The organism is Paenibacillus ilasis, from assembly GCF_043195395.1.
Lineage (GTDB): Bacteria > Bacillota > Bacilli > Paenibacillales > Paenibacillaceae > Paenibacillus_AQ > Paenibacillus_AQ lautus.
On the sequence record NZ_JBHDJG010000001.1, the window covers coordinates 1,440,460 to 1,457,197 of the forward strand.

16 protein-coding genes are annotated in these 16,738 nt (G+C 49.9%); all 16 read left to right on the forward strand.

What is annotated here, in order from left to right; genetic code table 11:
- The first annotated feature begins 4 nt into the window (after positions 1-4).
- The 16 genes from rnpM (at position 5) to dapG (ending at position 16,678) form a co-directional block, all read left to right on the forward strand.
- Positions 5-316 (forward strand): RNase P modulator RnpM, encoded by a 312-nt coding sequence (gene rnpM, locus ACETK5_RS06975; RefSeq protein ID WP_053492673.1) that lies wholly within the window; start codon positions 5-7, stop codon positions 314-316.
- Entirely contained in the window at positions 309-632 is a 324-nt protein-coding gene (locus ACETK5_RS06980) for a YlxQ family RNA-binding protein (RefSeq protein WP_174819209.1), read from the forward strand. Before rnpM ends, ACETK5_RS06980 begins: the two co-directional genes overlap by 8 nt.
- Positions 625-3,318, forward strand: coding sequence for a translation initiation factor IF-2 (infB, locus tag ACETK5_RS06985; RefSeq protein ID WP_100538041.1), 2,694 nt, complete (start codon positions 625-627; stop codon positions 3,316-3,318). Before ACETK5_RS06980 ends, infB begins: the two co-directional genes overlap by 8 nt.
- A 19-nt stretch (positions 3,319-3,337) precedes the next feature.
- Positions 3,338-3,691: a 30S ribosome-binding factor RbfA gene (rbfA, locus tag ACETK5_RS06990; RefSeq protein ID WP_100538040.1), complete on the forward strand. Its 354-nt coding sequence runs from the start codon at positions 3,338-3,340 to the stop codon at positions 3,689-3,691.
- 30 nt (positions 3,692-3,721) lie between these two features.
- The gene (locus ACETK5_RS06995) at positions 3,722-4,699 is read left to right on the forward strand and encodes a DHH family phosphoesterase (protein ID WP_394054790.1); all 978 of its coding nucleotides are present in this window, start codon (positions 3,722-3,724) and stop codon (positions 4,697-4,699) included.
- Positions 4,696-5,607, forward strand: coding sequence for a tRNA pseudouridine(55) synthase TruB (gene truB / locus ACETK5_RS07000; protein ID WP_326112978.1), 912 nt, complete (start codon positions 4,696-4,698; stop codon positions 5,605-5,607). The genes ACETK5_RS06995 and truB overlap by 4 nt, the downstream gene beginning before the upstream one ends.
- 36 nt (positions 5,608-5,643) lie before the next feature.
- Positions 5,644-6,597, forward strand: a complete 954-nt coding sequence (locus tag ACETK5_RS07005; protein ID WP_394054792.1) for a bifunctional riboflavin kinase/FAD synthetase — start codon at positions 5,644-5,646, stop codon at positions 6,595-6,597.
- A 165-nt stretch (positions 6,598-6,762) separates the two neighbouring features.
- Positions 6,763-7,032: a 30S ribosomal protein S15 gene (rpsO, locus tag ACETK5_RS07010; protein ID WP_006211281.1), complete on the forward strand. Its 270-nt coding sequence runs from the start codon at positions 6,763-6,765 to the stop codon at positions 7,030-7,032.
- 406 nt (positions 7,033-7,438) lie between these two features.
- Positions 7,439-9,544, forward strand: a complete 2,106-nt coding sequence (gene pnp, locus ACETK5_RS07015; RefSeq protein WP_100538036.1) for a polyribonucleotide nucleotidyltransferase — start codon at positions 7,439-7,441, stop codon at positions 9,542-9,544.
- Positions 9,545-9,758: 214 nt separating this feature from the next.
- Positions 9,759-10,751 carry a polysaccharide deacetylase family protein gene (locus ACETK5_RS07020; protein ID WP_394054794.1) on the forward strand — a complete coding sequence of 331 codons (993 nt, stop codon included), beginning with the start codon at positions 9,759-9,761 and terminating at the stop codon, positions 10,749-10,751.
- Between the two features lie 91 nt (positions 10,752-10,842).
- On the forward strand, positions 10,843-12,111 hold the full coding sequence (locus ACETK5_RS07025; protein WP_394054796.1) for a M16 family metallopeptidase: 1,269 nt from the start codon (positions 10,843-10,845) through the stop codon (positions 12,109-12,111).
- Entirely contained in the window at positions 12,086-12,532 is a 447-nt protein-coding gene (dut, locus tag ACETK5_RS07030; RefSeq protein WP_207797476.1) for a dUTP diphosphatase, read from the forward strand. Before ACETK5_RS07025 ends, dut begins: the two co-directional genes overlap by 26 nt.
- Positions 12,533-12,776: 244 nt before the next feature.
- Complete coding sequence (dpsA, locus tag ACETK5_RS07035) at positions 12,777-13,673, forward strand: dipicolinate synthase subunit DpsA (protein WP_098746977.1); 897 nt, start codon at positions 12,777-12,779, stop codon at positions 13,671-13,673.
- Positions 13,674-14,264 carry a dipicolinate synthase subunit B gene (locus ACETK5_RS07040; protein ID WP_100538033.1) on the forward strand — a complete coding sequence of 197 codons (591 nt, stop codon included), beginning with the start codon at positions 13,674-13,676 and terminating at the stop codon, positions 14,262-14,264.
- 82 nt (positions 14,265-14,346) lie between these two features.
- Positions 14,347-15,393, forward strand: a complete 1,047-nt coding sequence (locus tag ACETK5_RS07045; RefSeq protein WP_326120138.1) for an aspartate-semialdehyde dehydrogenase — start codon at positions 14,347-14,349, stop codon at positions 15,391-15,393.
- Between the two features lie 70 nt (positions 15,394-15,463).
- Positions 15,464-16,678 carry an aspartate kinase gene (gene dapG, locus ACETK5_RS07050; protein ID WP_394054799.1) on the forward strand — a complete coding sequence of 405 codons (1,215 nt, stop codon included), beginning with the start codon at positions 15,464-15,466 and terminating at the stop codon, positions 16,676-16,678.
- Positions 16,679-16,738 lie beyond the last annotated feature (60 nt).

The following is a 16,738-nucleotide window of genomic DNA, read 5'->3' on the forward strand; positions in this document are numbered from 1 at the left end:
CGTCTTGAAACAGAGAAAGATACCGCTGCGTAAATGTGTAGCGTGTCAGGAAATGATGCCGAAAAAAGAGCTAATCCGGATTGTTAGGACTCCCGAGGATGCTGTTCTGATTGATCTCACCGGCAAAAAGTCGGGACGGGGAGCGTATTTATGCGGCAAAGTTTCCTGCTTCAAGCTGGCACACAAAAATAAAGCACTGGATCGAGCGTTGAAACAACATGTGAAACCTGAGATCTATGAACAGTTGGCACAGGATTTCATCAAGGTGGAAGATGAATTCCTCGCTGCAAAAGAGAGTGCTGCCGATGATGAATAGGGCGCTTTCTCAGCTCGGCCTGGCCATGAGGGCAGGTAAGGTGGTTACCGGGGATGAGATCGTGCTCAAAGCCATCCGGTCTTCTGAAGCAAAATTGGTTATTCTGGCGGGTGACGCCTCAGTTAATACAACAAAGAAGTTCCGCGATAAATGCGGTTCTTACAATATCCCTCTGGTAATCGGATTTGACCGGGAAAGTCTGGGCACAAGTGTAGGTAAACCCGAGCGGGTTGTGCTGGCAGTTACGGATCAAGGATTCGCAGAAATGATCTCCAAGAAACTGGAGACAATGTCGGAGGTGGAGTATATTGAGTAAACAGGAAAACAAAGACAATAAACTTCGAGTATACGAATATGCTAAATCGTTGAACATGAGCAGTAAAGAAATCATCACGATCCTTAAACGTTTGAACATTCCGGTCAATAACCATATGAGCGTAATGGAAAACGATACGGTGTCCAAGGTAGAGCAGTTTTTCAAAGATATCAAATCGAATGCAGCAGCCAAGCGGGATAGTGGAGACGCTTCCCGTACCGAGAATCGTAAACCAGCGGTTTCCGGAGCCAATGCGGCTGCAACTGTATCCAATGCAAAAACAGAAGGTACTTCCGCTAGCGTGAGTGCCGAAGGCAACCGTAATGGGCAGGACGGTATGCGTCATTCAGGACAGAAAGCACCAGAACAACAAGGTCAAAGCCAGCCCAAAAAACAACAGGAAAAGCAGGTAGGTATGAATAGTAGAACGAATCAAAACACTCAGAATGCTTCAGGTTCCCAGCGTCCCCAAGGAGGGCAGGATACCCGAAGAAATCAGTCTGGCTCCGCACAAGGAAGTCAGCAGAACAATCGTAGCCAAGCATCCCGACCAGGCGGCAGCACGCAGACCGGATCACGTCCTCAGGGCGGAGGTCAAGGCGGCGCACGTCCGCAAGGCAATAATCAAGGCGGATCACGTCCGCAAGGTAGTAATCAAGGTGGAGCGCGTCCTCAGGGCAGCAACAACCAAGGCGGGGCTCGTCCGCAGAGCAAGCCGGGTGGAACCGGAGGCGGATTCTCAGGAGCTAATAGCAATAACAATAATAGCAACGGCCAGAACCGCGGTTCCAGAAACAACAATAACAATCGTTCAGACTCCAAGCGTTTTGATGACAACCGTCAGGGAGGATTCCGTGGCAACAATCGCGGTGGAAAGAACAACCGCGGCCGGAATCAACATAATCAGCAGCCGCCTCGTGAGAAAATCGACAACACGCCGAAGAAAATTATCGTCCGTGGCAACATGACCGTCGGTGAAACGGCGAAGCTGCTTCATAAGGACGCTTCCGAAGTCATCAAGAAGCTGATTTTCCTCGGCGTGATGGCCACCATTAACCAGGAGCTGGATATCGATACGATTCTATTGCTTGCTGGCGAATTCGGTGTAGAAGTCGAAGTGAAAATTCCGGTAGAGGAAGATCGTTTTGAGACCGTTGAAGAAAACGATGCTCCGGAAGAACTGAAGGAGCGTCCACCGGTCGTTACCATTATGGGTCACGTCGACCACGGTAAAACGACGCTGCTTGATGCGATCCGTTCCACGAACGTATCCAGTGGCGAAGCTGGCGGTATTACGCAGCATATCGGTGCTTACCAAGTCGAGATCAATAACAAGAAGATTACGTTCCTGGATACACCGGGTCACGAAGCGTTTACGGCCATGCGTGCCCGTGGTGCACAAGTAACGGATATGACAATCATCGTGGTTGCGGCTGACGACGGCGTGATGCCACAGACGGTCGAAGCCATTAACCATGCGAAAGCAGCAGGTTTGCCGATCATCGTTGCCGTGAACAAAATCGATAAACCGGACGCTAATCCGGATAAAGTCAAACAAGAATTGACGGAATACGAGCTAGTGCCCGAAGAGTGGGGCGGAGATACCATCTTTGTTAACGTTTCGGCGAAACAGCGGATGGGTCTGGAAGACTTGCTTGAAATGATACTTCTGGTAGCAGAAGTGAATGAATATAAAGCAAACCCTGACAAACGCGCACGCGGTACCGTTATTGAGGCTGAGCTGGATAAAGGCAGAGGTCCGGTAGCACGTATTCTCGTTCAGCATGGCACATTGAAAGTGGGCGACGCCTTCGTAGCGGGCAACTGCTTTGGACGTATTCGTGCGATGGTGAACGATAAGGGCCGTCGATTAAAAGAAGCGGGTCCTTCAACACCGGTTGAAATTACCGGTTTGACTGAAGTTCCGGGCGCCGGCGATCCGTTTATGGTGTTTGAGGATGAGCGTAAAGCGCGTAATATCGCTGATAAGCGTGCAATTACCCATCGTCAATCCGAGTTGAACACGAATACCCGCGTGACGCTGGATGATCTGTTCCAACACATTAAAGACGGTGAGATCAAGGATCTTAACGTGATTATCAAAGGTGACGTACAAGGTTCTGTTGAGGCGCTGAAAGGTTCCTTGAACAAAATCGAGGTGGAAGGCGTTCGCGTCAAAATTATCCACAGCGGTGCCGGGGCGATCACGGAATCCGACATTATTTTGGCAGCTGCCTCCAACGCGATTGTTATCGGCTTTAACGTTCGTCCGGACGTTCAAGCGAAGCAAACCGCCGAGCAGGAAAAGGTTGATATTCGTCTGCACCGTGTAATATATAATGTAATCGAGGAAATTGAGCAAGCTATGAAGGGGATGCTCGATCCGGAGTACAAAGAAACCGTGATCGGTCATGCGGAAGTCCGCAGCACCTTTAAAGTGAGCAAAGTGGGTACGATTGCAGGATGTATGGTGACATCCGGTAAAATTACGCGTAACGCAGAAGCTCGCTTGATCCGTGACGGCATTGTCGTTCATGAAGGCAAGATCGATTCCCTCAAGCGTTTTAAAGATGACGCTAAAGAAGTGGCACAGGGTTATGAGTGCGGTATTACCTTGGTAAGCTATAGCGACGTCAAAGAAGGGGACGTAATCGAAGCCTTCATCATGGAGACGGTAGAGCGCTAACGAATGAGGTGATCAGACCATGGCAAAAATCAGAACTGGGCGCGTAGGCGAGCAGATTAAAAAAGAGCTCAGCCAACTGATCCAAACGGAGATGAAAGACCCAAGAATCGGTTTCATTACAGTGACCGGTGTTGACGTTACCAATGACCTGTCTCAAGCGAAGGTATACCTGAGTGTGCTCGGCGACGACGAGCAGAAGGCAGCCTCCTTGAAAGGGTTGGATAAGGCAAGCGGCTTTCTCCGCTCCGAGCTGGGCAAGCGGATTCGACTCCGGCATGTGCCGGAGCTGATCTTCAAATTCGATGATTCCATTGCGTATGGCAGCCATATCGAGAAGCTGCTGACCGAAATCGTGGATCGCGAAGAGAAATAGAGTAGTTCGTTTTTATAAAGGAGAGGGCGAATGCAGACCTATGAACAAGAGCTGCAGCAGGTGAAATCATTCCTGCTGGAGCACGATGATTATTTGGTTGTGTCGCATGTTCAGCCCGATGGAGATGCAGTCAGTTCCACCCTTGCGGTGGGCTGGCTTCTCTCATGTCTGGGCAAGAAATTCACGATGATTAATGAAGGGCCCATTCCAAAACGCATGAAAATGTTGTGGCATGCAGAAGACATTCTCAATCTGTCTGAACAGCAGCCAGGAAGAACGTTCTCACACGTCATTTGTGTCGATTGTGCAGATTTTGCTAGAGTAGGCTACACGAAGCAGGTATTTGCCGATCATGCAAGCATTGTTAATATTGATCATCATCCAACGAATGATCGATATGGAACCGTCAACCTGGTCGTGCCGGAAGCGGCAGCAACCGCAGAAATCCTTTATGATTTGCTGAATTTGTTTGAAGTGAACTGGGATGCCGAAATTGCAACGGCGATTTATACGGGGTTGCTAACGGATACCGGCGGTTTTCGTTATTCGAATACATCGCCCAAGGTCATGAGCATCGCTTCCAATTTGTTGTCCTACGGCGTGAACGGACCCGAAATTGCGGAAACGTTACTAGAGGAAATGACGCTTCCACAGATGAAGGTGCTGGTTCAGGCGTTAAATACGTTAAGCGTGTCGGATGACGGTAAAATAGCCTGGGTATACGTAACGCCTGAGTTTATGGAATCATGCGGCGCCGTGAGCGAGGATCTGGAAGGGATAGTCAATTACCCCCGAAACATTCAGGGAGTTGAAGTCGGGATTCTGTTCAAGTCGCTAAAGTCCGGAATGGTTAAGGCGAGTTTGCGTTCAGCCGGAAAAGTGGATGTTGCGGCATTAGCCCAGATATTTGGAGGAGGCGGCCATGTTCGGGCAGCCGGTTGCAGCATTGAAGGCTCCCTGCACGACATCATCCCTAAAGTAGTAGAGCAGGTGAGATTAAAGCTATGACGCAATTAGAAGGCATCTTGGCCGTTCACAAACCAGCAGGCTGGACATCCCACGACGTGGTAGCGAAGGTTCGGGGAATGGTTCGTTTGAAGCGAATCGGACATACGGGTACGCTGGACCCCGAAGTCACGGGCGTGCTGCCGTTATGCCTGGGGAGAGCTACCCGAGTTGTGGAATACCTGCAGGAACTGCCTAAAGAGTATCATGCGGTCCTACGTCTCGGATATTCGACGGATACCGAGGATATTACCGGGAGTGTGGTGGAGACGGCAGATGAAGTTCGTGTGACCAGGGAGGAGGCGCTTGAAGCGCTTCAATCTTTTACAGGCCAGATCTCTCAGATCCCACCCATGTTTTCCGCTGTTAAAATCAATGGTAAACGGTTATACGAGCTTGCCAGAGAAGGTAAAACAGTGGAACGCAAGAGCCGGACCGTAACGATCCATGAAATCGAGATGACGGATTTTGATGCTGAAGGGGATTATACGGAAATTTCTTTTCGGGTATTGTGCTCCAAAGGTACATACATCCGCACGCTTTGTGTGGATATCGGGAGGAAGCTCGGCGTGCCATCTGTCATGGTTAAGCTGGTACGCACGGTATCGGCGGGAATCTCAGAGGAGCAGTGCTTAACCCTGGAGCAAATTGAGCAGTTCATGAAGGATGAAACGCTGCACACCCGGCTTATTCCCGTGGATCAAGCGATTGATTATCTGCCGAAGCATACGGTTTCTGAAGAGAAAACGGATGCTGCTCTGCAGGGACAGCGCTTGTCCTCAAGAGCGGTGGAACCGCCTGTTGACAGCTCGGAGCCTATTCGCTTGTATGATATAAAGGAAAACTTTCTGGGAATCTATAAGCGGCAAGAGGAGACAGGGGCTATCGTTCCTGTGAAAGTATTTTCCTAAGCACGACTGGATTTAGTGAGTGGAGGTGAGTATTTTATGAGGGTTGTTTCTTTATCTTATCCTGTATCTTCCGATATCGTACGAGAAGCTGCCGAGCCGAAGGTAGCTGCAATCGGCCAGTTCGACGGTCTTCACCTGGGACATGCCAGCGTGCTTTCAACGGCTGTCAATATCGCGCGGGAGAATGGAGTGCCGGCCGCACTCATTACCTTTTATCCTCATCCGAAAGACGTGATTGGTAAAGGGAGCTATGAGGGTTATCTGACACCTCAGCCTGACAAGCAGCAGCTGCTTGAGGAGATGGGCATCGATATTTTGTACGTTGTCGAGTTTAATAAAGAGTTCTCCCAGGTGAGTCCGGAAACGTTTGTTGAAGAGATGCTGTTTCCCTTGAATCTTCAAACGGCGGTTGTCGGATTTGATTTCCGGTTCGGCCATAAAGGCGCCGGAGATGCTGTCAAACTTCAGGCACTTGGTGAAGGCAGGATGTCTGTCGTTACGGTTCCGCCGTTCTTGGTCGATGGCGAGAAGGTGGGGAGTTCATCTATACGAATTGCCTTGAAAACAGGACAGCTGTCGGATGCAAACCGCTGGCTCGGACGGAATTACCATATCCGCGGCACGGTCATTCATGGGGAGAAGCGGGGGAGGAAGATCGGTTTTCCTACCGCTAACCTGGAATTGACGGATCCGTTCGTGGTACCGGCACTAGGTGTCTATGCCGTTCGGGCACGGACGGATCAGCATCACAACTGGATTCCGGGCGTGATGAACATCGGCGTGAAGCCAACGTTCCATGAAGGGATCACAGAGCCTATCTTTGAGGTGCATTTGTTTGATTTTGAAGGGGATCTGTATGATCAGATCATGACGGTGGATATCGTTCAATATATCCGCAAGGAGCATAAATTCGAATCGGTTCAGGAACTTGTGGAATGGATTCAGCGAGATGCCGTCGAGGCCCGCAAAATTTTGAAAGTCAGTGAATAAACGTTTTGGGACAAATTGTCCGCAAACGGATTTTCTTTTTTAGGTAAAGTATGCTATACTCTTAGAGGTTGCCCGAAGATTGGGCAATTCTAACCTTGGCTTGGATGTTCGATCTCACCGTCGGTACCTGGGCCAACGGCGATTATAATGAGGGAGGTGAACAGGATGGCATTAACTCAAGAACGTAAACAACAACTGATTGACGAGCACAAAACTCATGAGTCCGATACAGGATCTCCAGAGGTGCAAATCGCTATCCTAACGGAAAACATTACGAACTTGACTGACCACTTGCGTACACACAAGAAGGATCATCATTCCCGTCGCGGATTGTTGAAAATGGTCGGCCAACGCCGTAAGTTGCTTGCATACTTGAAAAACAAGGATGTTAAACGTTACAGTGCTTTGATCGAGAAGCTTGGATTGCGTCGCTAATCATCCATAAGATGTGCCGAAAACAGCCTGGTTGTCCACTGTCCTTCTTGGAACGACAGCGGCACAGCCGGGCTCTTTTCTAAGTATTGTACAATTTACCGTTTTCGAGCTTCCCCACAAAGTACTGCGTACGCTTCATAGCCTAAACTCCACTTTGTGGGGTTATCTTAATATAGATTCTTTATAGATTGTAGGCGTGGTCTGTTCGCTAATTTTCGCTTAATTAGTATAACCAGGGGCAATCTATACGGAGAATGTTCTATACGGTTCGGGTTGTTCCTGTACATAGGTTTGCGATTTCGACCGTTTGGATGGCTCTGGTTAGGAAATGTGGACAGCGTTTTGCAAAAGACATGCTGATGGTAGAAGATTTCAAAAAAAATTTATCCCCATGAGGAGGGATTACATGGAAACACGTGTTGAAATGCAGCTTGGCGGAAGACCCCTCGTGTTCGAAACAGGGCGCCTTGCGAAGCAGGCAAATGCGGCTGTGATGGTTCGTTACGGCGAAACGGCAGTCCTGTGTACAGTGACAGCTTCCAGTGAACCGAAGGATTTGGATTTCTTTCCATTGACGGTCAACTACGAGGAGCGTTTGTACGCAGTCGGTAAAATTCCGGGTGGATTCATCAAACGCGAAGGCAGACCAAGCGAGAAAGCGATTCTTGCCAGCCGTCTGACAGACCGTCCGATTCGTCCGTTGTTCCCAGAAGGATTCCGTAATGATGTACAGGTTCTGAATCTCGTCATGAGCGTCGATCAGGATTGCGAGCCGGAAATCGCGGCAATGATCGGTACTTCCGCTGCCTTGAGCATCTCGGACGTGCCTTTTAACGGCCCGATCGGCGGCGTAGCCGTAGGGCGTGTTGATGGCAATTTTGTGGTGAATCCGGATATTGCGCAGCAGGAAGCAAGTGACATCTATCTTGTTGTTTCAGGTACCAAAGATGCAATCATGATGGTTGAAGCTGAAGCAAACGAAGTTCCTGAGGAAGTCATGCTGGAAGCCATCATGTTCGGGCATGAGGAAATCAAGAAAATCGTAGCCAAGATCGAAGAACTCGTGGCCGCTTGCGGTAAAGAGAAAATGGCGGTTAAACTTCATGCGGTCAATGAAACGGTGAATCGTGAAGTGCGTGATTTTGCCGAAGCTCGTCTTGTTGAAGCTGTTCGCATTGAGGAGAAGCATGCCCGCCAGGATGCGATTGACGCTATCAATGATGAAGCATATACCGTATTTGAAGAGAAGTATATCGAGACACCTGAGTTGTTGAAGGATGTTAAAGAAGTGCTTCACGATATCGTGAAGGAAGAAGTTCGACGTTTGATCACGCATGACAAGGTTCGTCCGGACGGTCGTGGTCTGTCTGAGATCCGTCCTATCGATTGCGATACCAGCCTGCTGCCTAGAACGCATGGTTCCGGTCTGTTTACACGTGGACAAACCCAGGCTCTTAGCGTGTGTACACTCGGTGCTCTAGGTGATGTACAGATTCTCGATGGAATCGATCTGGAAGAGACCAAGCGTTTCATGCACCATTACAACTTCCCGCCGTTCAGCGTAGGGGAAGCACGTCCGCTTCGCGCTCCGGGCCGTCGTGAAATTGGTCATGGTGCACTCGGTGAACGTGCGTTGTCGAAGGTCATTCCGAATGAAGTGGAATTCCCGTACACGATTCGTCTCGTATCTGAAGTTATTGAATCGAACGGTTCGACCTCCCAAGCAAGTATTTGTGCAAGCACACTTGCTATGATGGATGCAGGGGTACCGATTAAAGCACCTGTAGCCGGCGTAGCGATGGGCTTGATTAAAGACGGAGATCATGTTTCCATCTTGACGGATATTCAAGGGATGGAAGACCATCTCGGCGACATGGACTTCAAGGTTGCAGGGACACCTGACGGAGTTACCGCCATTCAAATGGATATCAAGATTGACGGTATCGACCGCGCGATTTTGCAGGAAGCCCTGCAGCAGGCAAAAGAAGGACGCATGCATATCCTTGGAAAAATGGCAGAAGCCATTCAAAAGCCAAGAGAAACGTTGTCCCAATATGCGCCTAAGATTATTACGATGCAGATCAATCCGGACAAAATTCGCGACGTGATCGGCGCCGGCGGCAAGATCATCAACAAAATCATCGAAGAAACCGGCGTGAAGATCGATATCGAACAAGACGGCCGCGTGTTTATTGCCTCTTCCAACGATGAGATGAACAAAAAGGCTCTTTCGATTATCGAAGGCATCGTGCGTGAGGTAGCTGTTGGCGAAATCTATACAGGTACTGTAAAACGAATTGAGAAATTCGGCGCGTTCGTTGAAATCCTGCCTAACAAAGACGGGCTTGTTCATATCTCCCAGCTCTCAACTGAGCGCGTAGCGAAGGTAGAGGACGTGGTTGCCATCGGTGACGTCATTACCGTGAAGGTTACCGAAATCGACCAGCAGGGACGGATTAACCTGTCTCGCAAAGCGGTTTTGACTGCGGAAACAAACAAGAGCGGATCTTAATCCGCGCTTTGTTTGTTTAACAGCATATAGATAGAAGCAAAAAGAGGCAGAACCTATCATTCTGGCTCTTTTTTTAATCATTACGGCTCATGGGATTCGTAAGCTCTTGGACAAGCATCTGAAACAGGCTTCACAGCGTAAGCCCACTTTGCGGCACATATTTCCTCCTGAACCTACATAAAATGGGACAAAGCTTCTCAAGGGGAGGGTGGATATGCCCATGAATGGAAAAAAGATGGTTGTGCTGCTAACCGGTGCCGCAATGGTGTCGGCTGTTGCTGTGTTCAGCGGGGCCTGGGGATATGTTTCGGGACTGCAGATTAAACCCGAGGGGCAACTCGTTAGCGGTTCAGAGACGGCAGTAGACCTGGATTTATTGAGTCAAATCGAAGCCGCCGCGGCAAAATCACGCATTGAGCCGGTGGATGCCAGGGTGGACTCCGTGTGGAAGGCGATTCCCGGTTATAATGGACTCGAAATCGATATTGAAGCTACATACCAAGCAGCATCGTCGAAAAAGCGAAAAGCCGGAGAGGCCATCCCTTATGTATACCGGCAAATTCCGGCCAAAGTGACGCTTCATGATCTTGGAGACCAACCGATCTATCGGGGCAACCCCAACAAGCCAATGGTGTCGCTGATGATTAACGTGGCCTGGGGGAATGAATTTCTGGTGCCGATGCTGGACACGCTGGATGCGGAGAATGTGAAGACGACCTTTTTCCTGGATGGGAGCTGGCTGAAGAAGAACCCGGAGCTGGCCGGTGAAATTCTGAAACGAGGTCATGAGGTGGAGAATCATGCCTATACGCATCCGAATATGAGTCGTCTCAGCAGGGATCGGGCGGAGCTGGAAATTGCGAAGACGCAGGAGCTGCTTAAAGAAAGCCTCGGGGTAGAGAACAAATGGTTCGCGCCGCCTTCCGGTGATTTTAATCAGCAGACCGTATCCATCGCCCAGGCAAGGGGATTGAAGACGGTCCTATGGACGCTCGATACGGTGGATTGGAAGCATCCTGCACCGGATGCAGTCGTACAGAAGATCGCTACGAAGGTGGAGCCGGGTTTCCTGATTTTGATGCACCCCACCGATTCCTCGTCCCAAGCATTAAAGGGAATGATTGACGGAATACGGGCCAAAGGGCTGGAAATTGGAACCGTCAGCCAGACGCTTTCTCCTGAGCGAATCATGCCGAAGGGAAGTTGAGCCGTATGGTAAAGTTTGATAGAATGAATGGATGGCATGAGGCTGGTAATCAGCTAAAGTGATCCTGGATGGAACAGTTAGGGGGGCCCTCGTGAAAAAAATACAATTGTCTAACGGCCTGAGAGTGGTTATGGAGCAAATCCCGACAAGTCGTTCGGTTTCATTCGGTATTTGGGTAAAGACCGGATCCCGCAATGAATCGGAGGACATCAACGGGATTACGCATTTTATAGAGCACATGATGTTCAAAGGGACGGAGCGCTTTGACGCCCGCGCCATTGCTGAAGAATTTGATGCTATCGGCGGAAACGTCAACGCTTTTACGTCCAAGGAATATACGTGTTATTACGCCAAGGTGCTGGATGAGCATTTTCCGATTGCGGTTGACGTATTGTCCGACATGTTCTTCAACTCGAAGCTGGATGCGGGCGAGTTAGCCAAGGAGAAGAATGTCATTCTGGAAGAGATCGCGATGTATGAGGATACGCCGGATGATCTGGTTCATGACCTGATGTCGTTATCGGCGTACGGCGATCATCCGCTGGCTTATCCGATTCTCGGCACGAAGGAACGGCTTGAATCGATGGATTCGCAAGCGCTGAGAGCTTACATGGACAAACACTATACCATTGAGAACACGGTGATTGCCTTGGCAGGCAACATTAATGATGAAGTGATCGAGCTGTTAGAACGTCATTTTGGCGGCTTTTCCAATCACGGCAGCTCCGAGCTGCTAGACGTGCCCGCCTTTTTGGACGGTGTTCAATTCCGTAAGAAGAAAACAGAGCAGAATCATATCTGCATGTCGTTTCCCGGCTGCTCCATCGGAGACGAGCTTCAGTATGCAATGGTATTGTTGAACAATGCCATTGGCGGCGGCATGAGTTCACGCTTGTTTCAGGAAATCCGGGAGAAACGCGGATTGGCTTATTCGGTATACTCCTATCATAGTTCGCACGCAGATAACGGGATGTTCACCATTTATGCAGGCACAGCGCCCAAGCAGACAAAGGAAGTCCTTCAGCTGACCACGGAAATGCTGCAAGATCTGGCACAGAACGGGATGACGGAGGAAGAGCTGCGCAAAGGGAAGGAACAACTGAAGGGCAGTCTCATCCTGAGTTTGGAGAGCACGAGCAGCCGTATGAATCGCTTGGGTAAGAACGAACTGATGCTGGGTCGCCATTTCAGCCTGGATGAAATCATTAAGCGGATTGAACAGGTGGAGATGAAGGATGTCGACGCGGTTCTTGACCGTATGTTTGGGACTCCATATGCACTAGCGATGGTAGGAACTTCAGATAAAGCACTGAATGTACTTAGGAGGAATGAATTTGTTGCACTACGTTCAAATCAATAGATTGCCAGGTAATGAAGATGTGAAACTTCCCGTAAAAATGTCCGAACTAGCCGCAGGTTTTGATCTGCATGCGGCGGTTCACGAGCCGGTGGTATTGAACCCCGGTGAGCGCAAACTGATCCCGACCGGTTTTGCGATTGCCATGCCGGCCGAGCTTGAAGCTCAAATCCGTCCGCGCAGCGGACTGGCCTACAAGCATGGCATTACCTGCCTGAATTCTCCGGGTACGATTGATGCTGATTATCGCGGGGAAGTGAAGGTGCTGCTGGTGAATTTGGGACAAGAACCGTTTGCAATTGAGCGTAATGAACGCATCGCCCAGATGGTGTTTAAAACCGTCCCTGCCGTAGAATTCATGGAAGTTGACGAGTTGTCGGGCACCGTACGGGGTGCAGGCGGATTCGGTCACACCGGCAAGTAAACCGTATCATGTACAATTAATGGGTATTATCATCATGGTTTTACCACGCACACCGCTCCGGCTTATGCCGGGCGGTGTTTTTTTACATTAGCCATCATGCGAAATGGATTCGGTCCCGGCCTCGTCGTTTATAGCGGTATTTATTGCGTTAAGGCGGTAGTTTAATTGAAATGCGCTCACCACCATATAGGCGGCGGCATAAGATGGTTTATACATTGGTTAGAAGAAAGGAGCGAGGCCTTCCATGCTGACTGGAGTCCGGACCGTCTTTGTTGGAGGAGACGCAAGGCAAATTGAGGTCATAAGAAAATGCGCTGAGATGGATGCCTCCGTCATGATCGCCGGGTTTGAGAAACTGCAGGATTCTTTTCAGGGAGTGACTCGCGAGCCGCTCACGCCAGAGCTGTTATCGAATGCCGATGCTCTGATCCTGCCTGTCGTGGGATGTGATGATGAGGGACGTGTCAGCGCGCTGTTCTCAGAAGGGCCATTGCGACTGCAGGAGGAACATATCGCAGCGATGCCCGGACATGGAGTGATCTATACAGGCATGGCGAAACCCTATTTACGCTCGCTATGTGACAAATATAAGATCAAGCTGGTAGAGATTTTGGAGAGGGACGATGTAGCCATCTATAATTCCATTCCGACAGCGGAAGGGGCACTGATGATGGCGATCCAAAACACGGATTTTACGATTCACGGATCAACTAGCATGGTGCTTGGCATGGGACGGACAGGATTCACAATGGCGCGCAGCCTGCAAGGCCTAGGTGCCAAAATTCGGATGGGCGTACGCAAATCGGAACACTATGCCAGAGCTGAGGAAATGGGCTGGAAGCCCTTCCTGGTAAGGGATCTGAGCTCTTATGTGTCGGATATTGACTTGCTTTTTAACACGATTCCTACTATGATAGTCACAGCACAAATCATCTCGAAAATGCCTCGGGAGGCTGTCATCATCGACCTTGCCTCTGCACCCGGCGGATGCGATTTTCGCTATGCCGAAAAACGGGGTATCAAAGCTATGCTCGCACCCGGACTACCCGGAATCGTGGCTCCTAAAACAGCCGGCATCATTATGGCCAACACGCTGGTGGAGCTGATTTCTGAAGAAATCAAGATTCGGGGGGATGCGTAGATGAATTGGAATGGAATAACAGTGGGTTATGCCCTGACAGGATCGCACTGCACGCTTGAAGAAGTGATGCCGCAGATCCAGCGGTTCAAAGATGGTGGAGCGAACGTGGTGCCGATTGTGTCCAGCACCATCATGACAACCGATACCCGATTCGGCACATCGGAGAATTGGCAGAAACAGTTGAAAGATATAACCGGGAATGATATTATTTCTACAATTGTGGAGGCGGAACCACTAGGTCCATCCAAGCTTCTTGACGTTCTGGTTATCGCCCCATGCACGGGAAACACGACCAGCAAGCTGGCCAATGCGATGACTGACAGCCCTGTTTTAATGGCAGCCAAGGCGCAGATGAGAAATTGCAGACCGCTGGTTCTGGCAATTTCAACGAATGATGGCCTTGGACTGAATGCGGCGAATATCGCTAAGCTGCTTGTAACGAAAAACATATATTTTGTCCCGTACGGACAGGATAATCCACAGCAGAAGCCGAACTCGCTTGTCGCCAAAATGAATCTGATTCCGGAAGCCTGTTATGCGGCACTGGAAGGGAAACAGCTGCAGCCGATGATCGTTGAATATTCGCATTAACCGCGATTAAGCCTTTTGAACAACAAGGGCAACATAGAAAAGCGACAGCCGCAGTTCCATTCATGAAGGGGAGTTTAGCCAGATGACCGAGCATCATTATAATGTGGCCGTTGTTGGAGCAACCGGCGCAGTCGGGCAACAGATTCTCAAGCTGTTGGAGTCGCGTCATTTTCCGATTGCGGAGTTAAAGCTGTTGTCCTCTGCAAGATCCGCCGGTAAAGTATTGAACTTCAACGGCCAAGCGATCCTTGTGGAAGAAGCAACCCCTGACAGTTTTGCGGGAATCGATATCGCGCTGTTCAGTGCGGGCGGCGATGTAAGTAAGGCATTGGCGCCACATGCGGTACGCCATGGAGCGGTATGCATCGATAACACCAATGCTTTCCGCATGGATCCGGATAAAGTGCTGGTCGTGCCGGAGGTAAACGCCGAGAAGATTGATGAACATAACGGTATTATTGCGAATCCGAATTGCTCGACGATTCAGATGGTAGCCGCGCTGAAGCCGCTTCATGACGCATACGGCATATCCCGCATTATCGTTTCAACCTATCAAGCCGTTTCTGGCGCCGGACACCAAGCCATTGATGAAATGCTGCGCCAGAGCAAGGAGATTCTTGACGGCCAAAAGGTGCAGCCTGACATTTTACCTGTTGGATCGCTGCCTGTGAAGCATCAAATCGCCTTTAACGCGATTCCGCAGATCGATAAATTTACAGAGAATGGTTATACCTTGGAAGAAATGAAGATGGTCCGCGAGACCAAAAAAATTATGGGCGACGAATCCATCGAAGTGACGGCTACTTGTGTACGTATCCCGGTCGTTAGCGGGCATTCGGAATCCGTGTACGTTGAATTCAAGAATGACTATGATCTGGAAGAAGTTCATCGGCTTCTGTCGAATGCACCCGGTGTTACGCTGGTTGACGATCCATCGGCACAATCGTATCCGCTTGCTACGGATGCCGTGGGGAAACCGGATGTATTCGTAGGAAGGCTTCGCCGCGATCTGGGACATAAGCGTGGACTTAACATGTGGATCGTTTCAGATAATCTTCTGAAGGGTGCTGCATGGAATGCCGTGCAAATCGCGGAAATCATCGTCAACAAACGGAACGGCCAGGCTTAGTAGCCGGCCGTTTCAGTCGGTCGGCCCGAAATTTACGTCTCCTGGGCATATATAAACGGAGGAATATTTTATGCGCATCTTAGTTCAAAAATTCGGCGGCACCTCATTATCATCACCGCAAGCAAGAACCCATGTTATTGGACACATCCAGCGCGAACTGGCTAATCACTACCAATTGGTCGTGGTTGTATCGGCTATGGGACGCCGCGGGGAGCCTTACGCAACAGATACTCTCCTGGACTGGATCGGTCATAACGGAAACGCGCTTCCTGACAGAGACCGGGATTTGCTGCTCTGCTGCGGTGAGATTATCTCAGCCACAACGCTGTGCAGCCTGCTTCAGCATGAAGGCATAACTGCGACGGTGTTGACGGGTGCCCAAGCCGGATTTCTTACAGACGATCACTTCGGAAATGCACGCATTAAGGACGTAAAACCTGAACGGGTTTTGAAAGAGTTGGAGTCTTATCAGGTTGTTATCGTGACCGGTTTCCAGGGGCAGACCGATTCGGGTGACTTTACGACGCTGGGCAGGGGCGGAAGCGACACCTCGGCTACAGCACTTGGAGCCGCGCTTCGGGCTGAAATGGTTGATATCTACACGGATGTCAACGGCATCCTTACGGCGGATCCCCGCATCGTCGAGGATGCGAAGCCGCTCAGCTATGTAAGCTATACGGAGATTTGCAATATGGCTCATCAAGGTGCCAAGGTTATTCATCCTAGAGCAGTTGAGATTGCCATGCAATCCCAAATTCCGGTCAGAGTGCGGTCAACCTTCTCGGATAATGAGGGAACACTGGTTACCCAGCCGGAAGGTTTCAGAGATATACAATCCGGAATCGTGGACCGCTTTGTGACGGGAGTTGCTTATGTAAGCAATATTACGCAAATCTCAGTGGAGTGCGATCGCACGGAAGGTCTTCAACTGAAGGTTTTCAAATCGATGGCGGAACATTCCATCAGCGTGGACTTTATTAATGTTACCCCTACAGGAGTCCTTTATACGGTGTTTGACAGCGATTCGGAGAAGGCGATTGAAGTGCTGCAGAGCCTGGATTTGAAACCAAAAAGCTTGTCCGGTTGTGCGAAGGTGTCCGTCATTGGCGGCGGGATCAACGGGGTTCCGGGGATCATGGCCAAAATCGTGGAATCGTTGAGCGAGCACGATATCCCGATTCTGCAATCGGCAGATTCGAACACAACGATCTGGGTGCTTGTGAAGAAGGAAGATATGGCTCAAGCGCTGCGTGCTTTGCATCACAAATTCGAACTTCACCGATAAGCACATAAGATGAATCTGTTCGTTAAACGTTTGATAGGAAATACTATATATAAGATTACT

What these genes read in the sequence shown, in the direction of transcription:
- ACETK5_RS06980 (WP_174819209.1), top strand. Translation starts at nt 309, where the DNA reads ATGAATAGGGCGCTTTCTCAGCTCGGCCTGGCCATGAGGGCAGGTAAG.
- rbfA (WP_100538040.1), top strand. Translation starts at nt 3,338, where the DNA reads ATGGCAAAAATCAGAACTGGGCGCGTAGGCGAGCAGATTAAAAAAGAG.
- ACETK5_RS06995 (WP_394054790.1), top strand. Translation starts at nt 3,722, where the DNA reads ATGCAGACCTATGAACAAGAGCTGCAGCAGGTGAAATCATTCCTGCTG.
- truB (WP_326112978.1), top strand. Translation starts at nt 4,696, where the DNA reads ATGACGCAATTAGAAGGCATCTTGGCCGTTCACAAACCAGCAGGCTGG.
- ACETK5_RS07005 (WP_394054792.1), top strand. Translation starts at nt 5,644, where the DNA reads ATGAGGGTTGTTTCTTTATCTTATCCTGTATCTTCCGATATCGTACGA.
- rpsO (WP_006211281.1), top strand. Translation starts at nt 6,763, where the DNA reads ATGGCATTAACTCAAGAACGTAAACAACAACTGATTGACGAGCACAAA.
- pnp (WP_100538036.1), top strand. Translation starts at nt 7,439, where the DNA reads ATGGAAACACGTGTTGAAATGCAGCTTGGCGGAAGACCCCTCGTGTTC.
- ACETK5_RS07020 (WP_394054794.1), top strand. Translation starts at nt 9,759, where the DNA reads ATGCCCATGAATGGAAAAAAGATGGTTGTGCTGCTAACCGGTGCCGCA.
- dpsA (WP_098746977.1), top strand. Translation starts at nt 12,777, where the DNA reads ATGCTGACTGGAGTCCGGACCGTCTTTGTTGGAGGAGACGCAAGGCAA.
- ACETK5_RS07040 (WP_100538033.1), top strand. Translation starts at nt 13,674, where the DNA reads ATGAATTGGAATGGAATAACAGTGGGTTATGCCCTGACAGGATCGCAC.
- ACETK5_RS07045 (WP_326120138.1), top strand. Translation starts at nt 14,347, where the DNA reads ATGACCGAGCATCATTATAATGTGGCCGTTGTTGGAGCAACCGGCGCA.
- dapG (WP_394054799.1), top strand. Translation starts at nt 15,464, where the DNA reads ATGCGCATCTTAGTTCAAAAATTCGGCGGCACCTCATTATCATCACCG.